This window comes from Pantoea coffeiphila (assembly GCF_016909495.1).
Lineage (GTDB): Bacteria > Pseudomonadota > Gammaproteobacteria > Enterobacterales > Enterobacteriaceae > Erwinia > Erwinia coffeiphila.
In genome coordinates this window covers 623,561-636,091 of record NZ_JAFBFW010000001.1, presented here as the reverse complement: position 1 = coordinate 636,091, position 12,531 = coordinate 623,561, and the positions used below count along the sequence as shown (strand labels likewise).

Sequence of the window (12,531 nt, the reverse complement as noted above, 5' to 3'; positions counted from 1 at the left end):
AAGGGCGTTTTTTTTTAAATCGCCTGAAGAATACGTGTCATTTGCTGCACGGCAATCTGTAAAGGCGCACTGTCGCGGCGAATTTTGCACTGCAGGCTTGCGCCAAGCCACAGCATATAAAGCGTTTCCGCCGTGGAGGCGGCGGAGACGGCAGGTGACAGTTTTTCCTGCTGCTGCGCCTTTTCCAGCGCGGAGGTCAGTTCGCCAATCAAAGCCGCTGAACCCGCCGCCAGCGCGTTGCGCATCTCTTCGGAAAGATCGCAAACCTCAGCGGAGAGCTTAACGGAAAGGCAACCGGCAAACTGATGTTCCTGCCACCAGCTGCACGACTGCTGATAATATTCCAGCACCCGCTGACGCGCATCGCCCTGATGTTCCGCAAGAAACGCGCTCAGGTTCTGCACATATCGAGCGAAGTAGCGCTCCAGCATTGCCACTCCAAACGCTTCTTTGGAGGGGAAATAGTAGTAAAACGACCCTTTAGGCACTTCAGCTTTTTTTAGCAGCTCGATCAGCCCCGTGCCGTTAAAGCCGCTCTGCACGCAGAGCTGCTCACCGGTATTGAGGATATGTTCGCGCGTATCAAATCGGGTCGTTTTATTCATCGCAGCAGACTACCCGACCGAATGGTCGATTTCAACCTGCGCTGATGGGTAGGGCACGATCCGCCTGGCATTTTTCCTCAAGCGCTTTTACGACAGCCCTGGAGCATATCCAGATTTTGCTGATACTCATTCGTTTGTACGTTGAGCATGCCGAGCAGCGTATGGAAGATATTATCCTGCGACACCGGCTGGCTTTCTGCCTGTTGCTGCAGGCAGGATGAATTAATGCTAAACGCGCTTTCATAATCCGGTGACAGCCACAGCAGGAACGGAATATGCGTTTGCTGCTCAGGTGCAAACAGATACGGTGCGCCGTGCAGATACATCCCGCGTTCGCCCAGCGATTCACCATGATCGGAGAGATAGACCATCGCGACGTTAAATTTACTGCTGTAACTTTTCAGCAGCGTGATGGTGCTGTCGAGCATCGAATCAGTATACAAAATGCTGTTGTCATAGGTGTTGATCAGCGCCTGACGATCGCAGTCCTGGATCTGATTACTGTCGCAGGTCGGCGTGAACTGACGCATTGCAGCTGGATAGCGCTGGTAGTAGGCCGGGCCGTGGCTGCCCATCTGGTGCAGCACAATAATCGAATCATCCTTAATGCCGTCGATATAGTTGTTCAGGCGGTGCAGCAGCACATCATCCAGGCAGAAGTCGCTCTTGCACAGTTCATTAACCTGCCATTTGGTCATATCCGTATGCGGTACGCGATCGCAGGCACCTTTACAGCCGCCGTCGTTTTCACGCCACAGCACGTTAACATCGGCATGCGCCATGATATCCAACAGCCCTTCCTGATGACGAGCAAGCCCGGCATCATATTGCGTGCGAGGCATATTGGAGAACATGCACGGAACGGAAATCGCCGTTTCAGTTCCACACGAAGTGGCGTTCTTATAATAGATAACGTTATCGCCTTTCAGTTTAGGATTCGTTTCCCTTGGATAACCGCCCAGAGAGAAATTCTCCGCTCGGGCCGTTTCACCCAGTACGAATACTACCAGCGTCTTTTTCTTTTCTGCGCTAATGATCGGACCTTTACGGGCATCAAGGCCGATTTTTACCAGCTGCTGACTGCCGGCAAACCAGCGATCGTGCATGTAGTGACCAATACCGCTGGCAACGTTAGCCGGGGTAATCATCTTCACCAGGCCTTTGTTGTTGCGCACCATCGACGCGTAGTCTTTATAGAAGAGCGCCGCCATCATCAGAATCAGCAGGATAGCCGCCAGTGAACTGACCGAACGCCAGATGATCGATGCCCACCACGGGCGTGAAGATTCAATCTTGCTCCGCCACATTACCGCGACCGGCAGCAGTCCGAGCAGTGTCAGCCAGATAAGATAACGTGTGCTGAACAGCGAGGCGGCTTCCTGCATGTCGGTTTCAAACACATTCTGGATCATATTGGTGTCAATCACCGTGCCGAAACTGTACATAAAATAGTTAGCGGCGGCACTGAGCAGGATAAGTAAGGTTAACAGTGGCTTACGTACCCATGGCAGGGCGAACAGATTAAAGATCAACAGAAAGGCGCAGAACAGCACCAGCGGAATAGAAGCCGCAAAAAAATAGTCCTGTAGGCCAACATAAGGAAAGGTCTGCCACGCGCGCAGCAGAAATACGCCGTTAAGGGCAAAAGTAAACAACAGCGCAGCACAAAGATTAAAGGTCAAATCGTTACAACGTAACTTTAAAAAAGATTTCATGGTATTCCAGTCGCAGAATTATCTGCGTGCAGAATAACGATGAAACCTTAGATGAACCTTAAATGCGATGTGAACCGCCTGGCCTGCCTTAGGCAGGCCAGGGGATCAGTATGCGGCGGTGAACTGCTGACGAATATGCTGCGGGTTTTCAATTTCATCGACAATAGCCACGGCCAGGTCGGCCACGCTAATCGAGGCCGGATGTTCACCGTTCATCAGCAGTGACGTGGTCCCGAGGCGGAAAGTGCCGGTACGTGGCCCCGGTTCCAGCATCGCAGCGGGTGACAAATAGGTCCAGTCCAGCGCCTGCTCTTCTGCTTGAAGACGGTTACGCAGGTCACGAGCGCCCAGCGCACCGGGCTTGATGTTGGCCGGGAAGGCCTCGGTATCAACCAGCTCAACGCCGGGTGCCACTTCCAGGCTCCCTGCGCCGCCCACGACCAGCAGGCGCTTCACGCCGCTGGCTTTTACCGCCTGCAGGATAAGGTCGCTGCCGCGGGTGAACTTCTCATACAGATCGTTTTCCGACCAGCCGGGGTTGTAGGCGCTGATAACCGCATCCTGGCCTTTCAGGACGCCGCTGAGCCACTGCACGTCGTGAACGTCACCTTGTGCAACGGTCAGGCCGGATTGCGCTGCCAGTTTATCCGCCGAACGAGAGACGGCAACGACCTGATGCCCGCGCGACAGGGCTTCTTTGACGATTTCAGGGCCGACAAATCCGGTTGCGCCAATGATGGTAAGTTTCATGAAGTCATTCCTTATTAACGGGTGTGGATTGCACTTTACAGCTTAACAGTGAGGCTGATAAGTGGCATATTTTGACTTTTATAATGAAGCAAAACTTACGAATAATGGAAAAACTCAACAGAATGGCGGTGTTTGCTATTGTGGTTAGCGAAGGCTCTCTGGCTGCGGCCGCCCGCCGTCTGGGGATGTCGGCCTCGGCGGTGAGCCAGCACCTGCGGGCGCTCGAGCAGGCGGTGGGCGTACCGTTGCTGTACCGATCCACGCGCAAACTGACGCTGACCGATGCCGGCGCGGCTTTTTATCCCGGCTGCGAGGCGATGCTGAACCACGCTCAGGAAGCCGAAAGGCGTCTGGCCGAGATGCGCGATACGCTCACCGGTGAGCTGCGCATCAGTGCCACCGTGGGGATTGGCGGACAGCCGCTGTGCAGCGCGATGTCACCGCTGCTGCTACAGCACCCCGGACTGCGGCTGCGGATCATCGCCACCGATAACGTGCTGGATATGATTGAACATCGCATAGATATTGCCCTGCGCTTTAGCCGACAGCTTAGCGATGCCAGTATTATTGCCCATCCGCTGGTCGAATGGCCGATGGTGATTTGTGCCGCACCGGCCTATCTGACTCGCTACGGCGTGCCCGAAACGCCGCAGCAGCTGGCAGGGCATCGCTGGATTCAGGGGCATCTTTATCAACGGGTGATTGAGCTGCACCATCCGCGCGAAGAAATGCAAACCCTTCGGCTTAGCGAAGGTCAGGTGCAGAGCGACAGCATGCTGGTGATCCGCGAGTTCACGCTGGCCGGAATGGGGCTGTCGCTGCAGCCGCTGAACGAAATCCGTGCCGAACTCAACAGCGGACAGCTGATGGTGCTGTTGCCGGAATGGCGGGCGCCTTCACTCAAACTAACCGCGCTGACTCTGGAGAGAGTGCTGCCGGAGAAAAGCCGTCAGGCGTTGCAGGCGCTGCGCGATTATTTTTCCAAATTTCCGCTAAGCGGACTTGCACAGTAATCGCCGACGAACTTCAATAGAGGCAATACGATCCAGCAGGAGGCGGTGTGGCAGAACAGTTAGAGTTTTTCCCGGTACCCAGTCCCTGTCGCGGTATCTGTCAGGCAGATGCACGCGGCTACTGTCGTGGCTGCCTGCGTAGCCGGGAAGAGCGGTTCAACTGGAACAGCTTCAGCGACGCGCAAAAACGCGACGTCTTGCGTCTTTGCCGCCAGCGTTATCTGCGGCAGCAGCGAGCACAGCCTGCTTCTGCTGCTGACGAGCCGGATCAACCCACCCTGTTTTAAGTCGAGCCGCGTCAGCGGTGCATACTACGTTATGGAGAGAGTTATGCTGCAAGCCGTGCAAATCGCCCCGCAGGGACCTGAATTTTCGCCAATGGTGATGGGTTACTGGCGTCTGATGGAGTGGCAGATGTCGCCCCAACAGCTCACCGGTTTTATCGAACAGCATCTGGAACAGGGGATCACCACCGTCGATCATGCTGACATTTATGGCGGTTATCAATGTGAGGCGGCGTTTGGCGAGGCGCTGCGGCTTCAGCCGTCGCTGCGCGGGCGCTTGCAGCTGGTCACCAAGTGCGGCATTGCCACCACCGCCAACCCGGATCATAAACTGGGCCACTACCGTACCGATGCGCAGCATATCCGCCAGAGCGCGGAAAATTCCCTGCGCTATTTTCACACGGATCATCTCGATCTGCTGCTCATCCATCGTCCCGATCCGCTGATGGACGCCGATGAGGTTGCTGAAGCGTTTATCCAGCTGCACCAGAGCGGCAAAGTGAAACATTTCGGCGTATCCAATTTTACACCGGCACAGTTCTCATTATTACAGTCACGCCTGCCGTTTACGTTAGCCACTAATCAGGTGGAGATCTCACCGATCCATCAGGAGCTGCTGCTGGACGGAACGCTGGATCAGTGCCAGCAGATACGTATCAGGCCGATGGCGTGGTCCTGTCTGGGGCGTGGGGAAATTTTCACCCAGCCACAGTATCAGGCCCTGCGCGAAGAGCTGGAGCGCGTGCGTGAGGAAATCGCCGCTGAAAATATCGAACAGGTCATCTACGCCTGGATTCTGGCGCTGCCTTCACGGCCGCTGCCGATTATCGGCAGCGGTAAAATTGAGCGGGTCCGCAGTGCCGTCGCCGCCGTCAGTCTCTCTTTAAGCCGCCAGCAGTGGTTCAGAATTCGGAAGGCCGCACTGGGCTACGACGTGCCTTAAGAAAATGATGATCCGACGAGCTATCAGCGTCGGATCGCTACCGTTCAGGTCTTTGTTTCACGGGGCTGAAGCTGTGACAGAGAACAGTAAAGGCGCCAGACGATCCCCGCCAGTTCGCTCTCCTGCGCATCGCCGCTCTTAATCAGCATATCAATGCGCTGCTGTAAGGTTGCCAGCGTGTCGTTCAGTGAAACATGATGAACGCCGCGTTCGCTGATGATGTTCTGCAGATCGTGCAGCACTGAATCCCGCACCGAGGAAAGCGCCCGGGAGGGCGTTTGCCACTCGCGCAGCTGCCAGGCTATTTGCGCGCAGTTCAATAGCACCATTCCCCAGCGCAGCAGCCAGAGTCGTGCATTTTCATCCCGGCTGTTGTTCAGTTGATTGATGCGATGATAAATCTGCGATTCAAAGCTGCTTTCGCTGAGTCGCGGCTGGCGCCCAAGCTGGTCAAGAAACTCGCGGCGCAGAGCGCGAATATGACGACGGCTGCGCCGCTTATCTGAACTGGGCCGTAATATGCTGAACGCTATCCAGACCATCGTTACGCAGCTAACCTTGGCCAGATTATCGTTAACGAAGCTCTGATAGTTGTAAACCGGAGGGTTGCTCACAGAGATGAACGAGCCTAAAAAGACAATCAGCATACCCCACAGTGCCGCATGCTTTTTCTGTTGAAGCTTAAAAAGCTGCATGGTGATCAGTAGGGGAAACAGGACGATCAGGAACTGCCAGAGTACGGTAATTTGTACCATCAGCCCGAACATCATCACAAAACTGAAAATTGATAGCAGGATGAGCGTTTTAAGCATCAGCAGCGTGCTACCGGTTGGTGACGGTGATGATGAATAGAGCACACAGCCTATAGCTGCCAGCGTAATGCCTGCTGCGCCAGAATCCCATTGTGTGGCAATCCAGTAGCCGCATCCCAGACAAACGACGCTGAACGTACGAATGGCATTCCAGCCCGCCTCGGCGCCGTCCGCCTGGCGAGCAAGGGCCGGAACCACGGGGGGAGAAAGCCGGGTATCGCTGTCGGCGTGTTCAAACTGACGAAGCCAGCGCGAGTTGTTCAGATACAGCCAGCAGAAATAGCGTAAATGTTTCCAGTAGGCGTTATGCTGGTACGCTGAAGTGTCCTGCGGCGCTGCCGTTTGCAGGATCTGCGCCAGCCGATACTTGTCGCAGTTTTTCAGCGCCAGTTCAGCGAGCAGTTGTTGGGTGGCCTTGTACAGAATTTCAGGCGGGTCCTGCCAGTTCAACAGCATTCTACGCAGACTGGATATGACACTGGCCAGGTGTAGCTGCTGGTGGAGAACATAATTCAACACATTGTTCTGGCGTCGGAAACGATAGTGGCTCCAGAAGGCCTGAACACGCAGCAGATTCATTGTCAGGATCTGGCTGATAACGTTTTCGTGCGCGTGGCGCATACCGTCCGTGGTTTCACGCTGCAGTAGCAACGTGGCATGTTCAAGCAGCCTTGCGTGCATTTGCTTAAGCGAGTTGATCAACGTTTCACCGTCAGAGGTGCTCGGCAGAACCATCATCATCAGCCCGCCGCAGAGGATGCCGGATATCACTTCACACACGCGTGCCTGTGCAATAGTCCACAGCTCGCTCGAATCGGTAACATTAACGCAGGTGAACGCGATAATCGCCGCAGTATACCCCGACAGAGAAAACGCGTAGGCGACGTTGTTCTGATAGTGATTCGAGACCCATGTGCAGAAAGCCAGCCACGCGGCAATAGTAATGGTAAAAAGCCACGGCTCATTCAGGGTATGGCCGGCAATCAACAGAGCGGCACCGGCTCCGATCATGCTGCCAACAATACGGCCCAGGCTTTTGCTTATTACGCCGCCCACCGTAGGGAAACTGACGACAGCAGCTGAGGTCATTGCCCAGTAGGGCTGATCGAGCTGCAGGCCGTAAGCAATACTCAGGGCAAGACACATCGCAATTGAGTTACGCAACGCATAACGCCACTGGGCACCCGTCGCTTTAACCCATGGCAGTTGCTGCCACTCCAGCCAGCTCAGATTCATCGCGACCTCAGTGCTGTAAGGATATAGTCACCGTGGTACCCGCGACCAGCGGCAGATCCGGCGGAATATCGGTGAGTCTGATACGAACCGGTACCCGCTGCGCCAGTCTGACCCAGGGAACGTTAGGCTTGATATCGGGAACCAGCCCACTGTCGGTCTCAACGCTTTGATCGTAGATGGCTCGTCCGATACTTGCGACCACGCCACCGAGCTCGCGGTCATCGCTATAGAGGCGCAGTCTGGCTGTAGCACCAGGTTGGATATGGCGCAGTTTGGTCTCTTCGAAATAGCCCATGACGTAAAAAGAATGACTGTCAACCAGTGCAAACAGGGGGGACCCGCTGCTGGCATAGTCGCCTACTCGAGTCACCAGGTTATTAATCCAGCCATCGACCGGAGCATAGACGTTCGTTTGCGACAGTTCCCAGCGGGCCTGATTAAGCTGCGACTGTGCTGTTTTTTCGCTGGCTTCCATTGATTTGACCGCCAGATTGGCCTCATCCAACGCTTCTGCCGAAATAACGTTGCGCGGCAGATCCTGCCGACGTCGGGCCTCATGCTGTGCTTTAACTAAATCAGACTGTGCTTTTGCCAGCTGCGATTCGGCCGTTGCTTCGGCGATGCGATAGGGATCGTCGTCAAGACTAAACAGTTTGGTGCCCTTGCTGACGAACTGATTATCTTCTACGTACAGATGCATGATTCGTCCTGAAACCTGCGGGGTAATATTGACCAGTTCCGCGCGAACTTTGCCGTCACGAGTCCAGGGAGACTGCATGTAGTAGTTCCATAACCACCATGCAGCGCACAGCGCCGCGGCAAACACAATCAGGGTTGAAAAATACTTGAGCGAATTCAGTTTCATCATTTCATCCAGAAATCATCAACCACAGCCACAGCGAAGCGCTGACACAGAGTATAAAAATCGACAGATCCAGTAGCGTTGGGTGCCAGATCTCCCCGGAATACATCCAGTCCCGGAGCAGGGGATGAAGTATCAACCAGAGGAAAAAGCCCAAAAGAACGGCCTTAAACAGCGGGGGGAAATAGAGCGAAGCACCAAAAACCAGGTCGGTGAATGGGGCCGCTGTCAGTGAGAGAGTCATCATCACATTGTAAATCCTTATCGTCGTCGGCCCTGTGGCGACTAAAAATCTGATACAAGCGCTGTAAGGAGCGATTTGTATTTTGTCCTGTAAACTCGCAGAATAGTCTAAAATGAGGCTTGATAGCTAGCAAGCTAATTATAAGGAGTGGAAATTGGATACCCCGTTGGGAACTGACCTTGCAAGACTGGTGCGCATCTGGCGCGCACTAATCGATCAACGATTGAAACCACTGGAGCTAACCCAGACTCATTGGGTGACGCTGCACAACATTCATCAGCTGCCTCCCGAGCAGTCACAGATACAGCTGGCAAAGGCGATCGGCATCGAACAGCCTTCACTGGTGCGTACTTTGGATCAGTTGGAAGAGAAAGGGCTGATAGTGCGCAGTACCTGCGCTAACGACCGACGCGCCAAGCGAATCCGTCTGACGGAAGCAGCAGAACCGATTATTAATCAGGTTGAAGATGTGATTGATGCCACGCGTGATGATATTCTGGTGGGTATCTCTCAGGCTGAGATTGACAAACTGGTGACGCTGATTGCGCGGCTGGAAAAGAACATTGTGGAACTGCAGCGTAAAGCTGAGTAACATGCCGGTTATATGTCGCAGGGAGCAAACCTGCGTTAAATCTTTACTCTTGATTGATGCATCGTGGAGTATTGTGTGGGATGAGCATCGCGCTAATTGCAATGCTCATCAATGCTGACTCCGCTGATTCAAATATCATCAATGGTATGATCTAAAACGATCTCCAGCGTCTTACGTACCACATCAGCACTGACAACATTGTCCGTTAATTCGAGTATTTCAATCAGGCGCGCAATGATCGCCTTATTGGTAAGATGCCCATCTGTGGCGACAATGCTATTGATAACCTGCCCGAGCAGGGCTGACTCTTCCGCCAGCGCCTCGCCTGATGTGCGAAAGTACTCAGAGAGGCTTGCCCCTGAAACGCCATGAAAAGTTTGTGGTTTTTTAGTTGCAATCTGATTCATCGTTCACACCGTTCAGGTTAAATTCGCCATTGTCAGTCAATGTTTTTTAGCGTTGCCGGAAATTGTCGTCGCGGCAAACAGAGGAAAAACGTTGTCCGTGTGTTGTTCATTTTTTGACGTTGATTCTTTACGATGCAGAAAGTGCTCAGTGTTACCATTCAATTGTGTAACCAGATAGGCAATATATTGGCATCGTTCGGCATCAGACTCATCAGCGCCCATTTGTTTGAGTTGTTGAATTAAAGAATGCTTATTGATTGGCCCTTTGCGCTGTAAAAGGGCGAAAGCTGCTTCTCCTATAATCTCGGCAGCCAGCCTGTCATGTTCAATTCTGTTCATAGCTACATCTCTTATCGCTGCAATTACCGCTCGAACAACATAGAAATCAATGCCTGATAATGGCTTTCTTCTGTTTCGTCTGAGGCATTTTCAAGGCGGCGCAGTAATTTAGCGCAGATTGCTTTGCGGTTCAGGCTGCGCCCGTCGCTGAGTATCTCAACAACGATTTCACCGAGAGTCACCTGCTGTTCGGATTGATCTGCTTTTTCAAAATAGCGGGCAATGGCATTTGCTGGGGTCGGGCTGTAACCGTTCTGCTGCATATGTCACTCCTGTAAATTAATCAGTTATCCACCACCTCTTAAAGTTATACCAATACGTAAAATCTGTACATAAAAACTTGTACATAATTTTAATGGTGCGGATCTTTACCGTTCTAAACTCGTGATTCCTCCAGTACTCTCTGGTATTAACAAGACGCAATGACAGTCATCTGCTAAGGTGGCAATTCACACACTTTTCCTTTGGAAGTAGCATGCTTACCACCCTTATCTATCGCAGCCATATTTGTGAGCATTTCCCGCCTAATGACCTGAAAGAAATGGTCAACGCTGCTAACTTTAAAAACGGTCAGGCAGATGTTACGGGCATACTACTTTTTAACGGCGTTCACTTCTTCCAGTTGCTGGAAGGCCCTGAAGAGAGCGTTTTTAATATTTACCGCCGGATTTGTGAAGACCAGCGCCATTACAACGTGGTCGAGGTCTTCTGCGATTTCGCACCTCACCGTCGGTTTGGTAAAGCGGGAATGGAGCTTTTTGATCTGCGGGAATATGAAAGGGAAGAGGTGTTACAGAGCGTTCTGAACAGAGGAACGTCAAAGTATCAGTTAATTTATGACGACCGGGCGCTGCAGTTCTTCCGGACTTTTGTTGAAGCCACCGAAAAAGAGAATTACTTCGAGATCCCTCCCGCTGATTCATGGGCATTTGTTTCTGATGGTAATAGCGTGCAGTCCGCATCGCTCCCCGCTGAAATCACGACCGAGTGCAGTTTTGCTTTTCAACCGATTGTCGATCCTCTGGCCCAGAAAACCGTATCGCTGGAAGCATTGATCCGTACATCTTCGGGAGAGAGTTCAGCGGCATTTTTCAACGGTCTGGAAGGGGATGAAGTCTATAAGGCTGACTTGAAGAGTAAAAAGACCGCCTTCGCCCTGGCTGGAGCCATCAATGTGGGCGCCCGGACGCTCTCTATCAATCTGCTCCCCATGACGCTGGTCAGAATCCCGGAAGCGGTGAATTTCCTGCTGAAGGAGATTAATGTTAACGGATTGGTCCCGGAACAAATCATCGTTGAGTTTACAGAAAATGAGGTGATCTCTCGCCTTGAAGAGTTCACTAATGCGGTGAGACAGCTCAAGGCTGCCGGCATCCGCGTCGCCATCGATCACTTTGGCGGTGGTTTTGCCGGACTGTCGTTGCTGGCCCAGTTTCAGCCAGAAAGGATCAAGATCAACCGAGAACTGATCCGAGATGTACACAAAAGCGGGCCACGGCAGGCTATTGTCCGGGCGATCATTCAATGCTGCGCTTCGTTGGAAATTATGGTTTCAGCCGTTGGCGTCGAAAAACCCGAAGAGTGGATGTGGCTGGAATCTGCCGGCGTGTCACATTTCCAGGGGCATCTTTTCGCCGCGCCTGCCTTCGAAGGGATCCCTGCCGTCTGCTGGCCTGAAATGTTGAGCGCGATGTAATACCGGTGTGGCTGAACCGAAACTGTACAGTGCAGGTGGTAAAAAACTGCACTGTCAGTGATCTCTTTCGCTAAATGTAGTGCTGGTGCCTATCCCCTTTATTAACTGTGGCTTACGTTAGTTACAATCTCGTACAGTTAACACACTTTCAGCCCAAAAAATCCAACATCTCTGTATAATTGACAGAACTTTGTACAGCTTTAACGTGTATACTTTTACCATGGTGTATTGGCTGGCTATGAGGAAGTGAATGGCCTTTTACAGTATTGGTGACGTCGCTGAGCGATGTGGAATCAACCCGGTGACCCTTCGTGCATGGCAGCGGCGTTACGAGTTGCTCAAACCGAAGCGGACGGAAGGGGGACATCGTCAGTTTGATGAGGAAGATATCCAGCGGATTGAGGAGATTAAACGCTGGATTGAAAGCGGCGTCTCCGTCGGTAAGGTCAAAGCGCTTTTAGAACAAAGTGAAGTGAATTTGCAGGATGGCTGGGAATCTCGCCAGGAAGAGATGATGGCCGTGCTTCGTCAGGCCAGACCGGCTAAGCTGCGCGCGATTATCACCGAACTGGATCGTAAGCATTCGGCGGACGCGGTGATCGACCAGATCATTATTCCCGTGCGCCAACGTTTGATTCTCGATCTGTCAACGGCACGGTCTATGAGCAGCCTGTTTGATGGTGCACTGATTGATTATGCCAGTTCATGCCTTGTTGCATCGCGAAAAAAAGCAGGCAGAAATACGCTATTAATGAGCTGGGATAATGGCGATCGGGCCCGGCTGTGGCTTGAGGCCTGGCGGCTTTCACAGCGAAGCTGGCACGTTGACGTACTCTCTGAACCGCTGGAAAATCCGCGACCGGAACTCTTCCCAGGCCAGCACGTTTTCCTCTGGACGGGAAACGCGCTTACGCAAGAACAGCAGGAACAAATGACCCACTGGAAGGCACAGGGATACGACGTTGCATTTCATGCAGGATAAAAAAATACCGGCCTCTTGCGATGACCGGTATCAGTAATATCGAGAGTTTTG

15 protein-coding genes are annotated in these 12,531 nt (G+C 52.8%); 6 read left to right on the top strand and 9 right to left on the bottom strand.

The annotated features are described in order from the left end of the window. Positions 1-14 precede the first annotated feature (14 nt). The 3 genes from JOE09_RS02960 to JOE09_RS02950 all read right to left on the bottom strand — a co-directional run bounded on the left by JOE09_RS02960 (position 15) and on the right by JOE09_RS02950 (position 3,070). Positions 15-605 carry a TetR/AcrR family transcriptional regulator gene (locus tag JOE09_RS02960; protein ID WP_205064734.1) on the bottom strand — a complete coding sequence of 197 codons (591 nt, stop codon included), beginning with the start codon at positions 603-605 and terminating at the stop codon, positions 15-17. A gap of 77 nt (positions 606-682) precedes the next feature. Then, positions 683-2,320 (bottom strand): phosphoethanolamine transferase EptA, encoded by a 1,638-nt coding sequence (gene eptA, locus JOE09_RS02955; RefSeq protein ID WP_205064733.1) that lies wholly within the window; start codon positions 2,318-2,320, stop codon positions 683-685. A gap of 105 nt (positions 2,321-2,425) precedes the next feature. Beyond that, positions 2,426-3,070: an NAD(P)-dependent oxidoreductase gene (locus tag JOE09_RS02950; RefSeq protein WP_205064732.1), complete on the bottom strand. Its 645-nt coding sequence runs from the start codon at positions 3,068-3,070 to the stop codon at positions 2,426-2,428. Between the two features lie 104 nt (positions 3,071-3,174). Here JOE09_RS02950 and JOE09_RS02945 point away from each other — a divergent pair, with 104 nt between their 5' ends. From JOE09_RS02945 to JOE09_RS02935, 3 genes are read left to right on the top strand one after another with little or no spacing between them, the layout of a single operon-like run. After that, the gene (locus JOE09_RS02945; protein WP_205064731.1) at positions 3,175-4,083 is read left to right on the top strand and encodes a LysR substrate-binding domain-containing protein; all 909 of its coding nucleotides are present in this window, start codon (positions 3,175-3,177) and stop codon (positions 4,081-4,083) included. A gap of 47 nt (positions 4,084-4,130) precedes the next feature. After that, positions 4,131-4,370 carry a DUF1289 domain-containing protein gene (locus tag JOE09_RS02940; protein ID WP_200544661.1) on the top strand — a complete coding sequence of 80 codons (240 nt, stop codon included), beginning with the start codon at positions 4,131-4,133 and terminating at the stop codon, positions 4,368-4,370. A gap of 43 nt (positions 4,371-4,413) precedes the next feature. Beyond that, the gene (locus JOE09_RS02935; RefSeq protein ID WP_205064730.1) at positions 4,414-5,310 is read left to right on the top strand and encodes an aldo/keto reductase; all 897 of its coding nucleotides are present in this window, start codon (positions 4,414-4,416) and stop codon (positions 5,308-5,310) included. 44 nt (positions 5,311-5,354) lie between these two features. On the opposite strand, the gene JOE09_RS02930 is transcribed toward JOE09_RS02935, so the two are convergent. Genes JOE09_RS02930 through JOE09_RS02920 form a run of 3 tightly spaced genes read right to left on the bottom strand, consistent with a single transcriptional unit; the run spans position 5,355 to position 8,467 of the window. Next, entirely contained in the window at positions 5,355-7,358 is a 2,004-nt protein-coding gene (locus JOE09_RS02930; protein WP_205064729.1) for an FUSC family protein, read from the bottom strand. Between the two features lie 7 nt (positions 7,359-7,365). Beyond that, positions 7,366-8,223 (bottom strand): efflux RND transporter periplasmic adaptor subunit, encoded by an 858-nt coding sequence (locus JOE09_RS02925; protein ID WP_205065101.1) that lies wholly within the window; start codon positions 8,221-8,223, stop codon positions 7,366-7,368. A 4-nt stretch (positions 8,224-8,227) separates the two neighbouring features. Then, positions 8,228-8,467: a DUF1656 domain-containing protein gene (locus JOE09_RS02920; protein ID WP_205065100.1), complete on the bottom strand. Its 240-nt coding sequence runs from the start codon at positions 8,465-8,467 to the stop codon at positions 8,228-8,230. Between the two features lie 151 nt (positions 8,468-8,618). On the opposite strand from JOE09_RS02920, the gene slyA reads away from it, so the two are divergent. After that, positions 8,619-9,056 carry a transcriptional regulator SlyA gene (gene slyA, locus JOE09_RS02915; protein WP_105594948.1) on the top strand — a complete coding sequence of 146 codons (438 nt, stop codon included), beginning with the start codon at positions 8,619-8,621 and terminating at the stop codon, positions 9,054-9,056. Positions 9,057-9,184: 128 nt separating this feature from the next. Here slyA and JOE09_RS02910 read toward each other — a convergent pair whose 3' ends face one another. The 3 genes from JOE09_RS02910 to ycgZ are packed head-to-tail and all read right to left on the bottom strand — an operon-like array spanning position 9,185 to position 10,065. Next, positions 9,185-9,463, bottom strand: a complete 279-nt coding sequence (locus JOE09_RS02910; protein ID WP_205064728.1) for a biofilm development regulator YmgB/AriR family protein — start codon at positions 9,461-9,463, stop codon at positions 9,185-9,187. Between the two features lie 36 nt (positions 9,464-9,499). Further along, positions 9,500-9,802: a hypothetical protein gene (locus JOE09_RS02905; protein ID WP_205064727.1), complete on the bottom strand. Its 303-nt coding sequence runs from the start codon at positions 9,800-9,802 to the stop codon at positions 9,500-9,502. A gap of 23 nt (positions 9,803-9,825) precedes the next feature. Continuing rightward, positions 9,826-10,065 (bottom strand): regulatory protein YcgZ, encoded by a 240-nt coding sequence (gene ycgZ / locus JOE09_RS02900; RefSeq protein ID WP_205064726.1) that lies wholly within the window; start codon positions 10,063-10,065, stop codon positions 9,826-9,828. Between the two features lie 212 nt (positions 10,066-10,277). On the opposite strand from ycgZ, the gene JOE09_RS02895 reads away from it, so the two are divergent. Next, positions 10,278-11,498 (top strand): diguanylate phosphodiesterase, encoded by a 1,221-nt coding sequence (locus JOE09_RS02895; protein WP_205064725.1) that lies wholly within the window; start codon positions 10,278-10,280, stop codon positions 11,496-11,498. Positions 11,499-11,748: 250 nt separating this feature from the next. After that, positions 11,749-12,480 carry a MerR family transcriptional regulator gene (locus tag JOE09_RS02890; protein ID WP_205064724.1) on the top strand — a complete coding sequence of 244 codons (732 nt, stop codon included), beginning with the start codon at positions 11,749-11,751 and terminating at the stop codon, positions 12,478-12,480. Positions 12,481-12,531: the final 51 nt, after the last annotated feature.

Bases quoted from the DNA above. Each gene is read 5' to 3' on its own strand.
- JOE09_RS02960 (WP_205064734.1), bottom strand. From the start codon at position 605: ATGAATAAAACGACCCGATTTGATACGCGCGAACATATCCTCAATACC.
- eptA (WP_205064733.1), bottom strand. From the start codon at position 2,320: ATGAAATCTTTTTTAAAGTTACGTTGTAACGATTTGACCTTTAATCTT.
- JOE09_RS02950 (WP_205064732.1), bottom strand. From the start codon at position 3,070: ATGAAACTTACCATCATTGGCGCAACCGGATTTGTCGGCCCTGAAATC.
- JOE09_RS02945 (WP_205064731.1), top strand. From the start codon at position 3,175: ATGGAAAAACTCAACAGAATGGCGGTGTTTGCTATTGTGGTTAGCGAA.
- JOE09_RS02935 (WP_205064730.1), top strand. From the start codon at position 4,414: ATGCTGCAAGCCGTGCAAATCGCCCCGCAGGGACCTGAATTTTCGCCA.
- JOE09_RS02930 (WP_205064729.1), bottom strand. From the start codon at position 7,358: ATGAATCTGAGCTGGCTGGAGTGGCAGCAACTGCCATGGGTTAAAGCG.
- JOE09_RS02925 (WP_205065101.1), bottom strand. From the start codon at position 8,223: ATGAAACTGAATTCGCTCAAGTATTTTTCAACCCTGATTGTGTTTGCC.
- JOE09_RS02920 (WP_205065100.1), bottom strand. From the start codon at position 8,467: ATGATGACTCTCTCACTGACAGCGGCCCCATTCACCGACCTGGTTTTT.
- JOE09_RS02910 (WP_205064728.1), bottom strand. From the start codon at position 9,463: ATGAATCAGATTGCAACTAAAAAACCACAAACTTTTCATGGCGTTTCA.
- JOE09_RS02905 (WP_205064727.1), bottom strand. From the start codon at position 9,802: ATGAACAGAATTGAACATGACAGGCTGGCTGCCGAGATTATAGGAGAA.
- ycgZ (WP_205064726.1), bottom strand. From the start codon at position 10,065: ATGCAGCAGAACGGTTACAGCCCGACCCCAGCAAATGCCATTGCCCGC.
- JOE09_RS02895 (WP_205064725.1), top strand. From the start codon at position 10,278: ATGCTTACCACCCTTATCTATCGCAGCCATATTTGTGAGCATTTCCCG.
- JOE09_RS02890 (WP_205064724.1), top strand. From the start codon at position 11,749: ATGGCCTTTTACAGTATTGGTGACGTCGCTGAGCGATGTGGAATCAAC.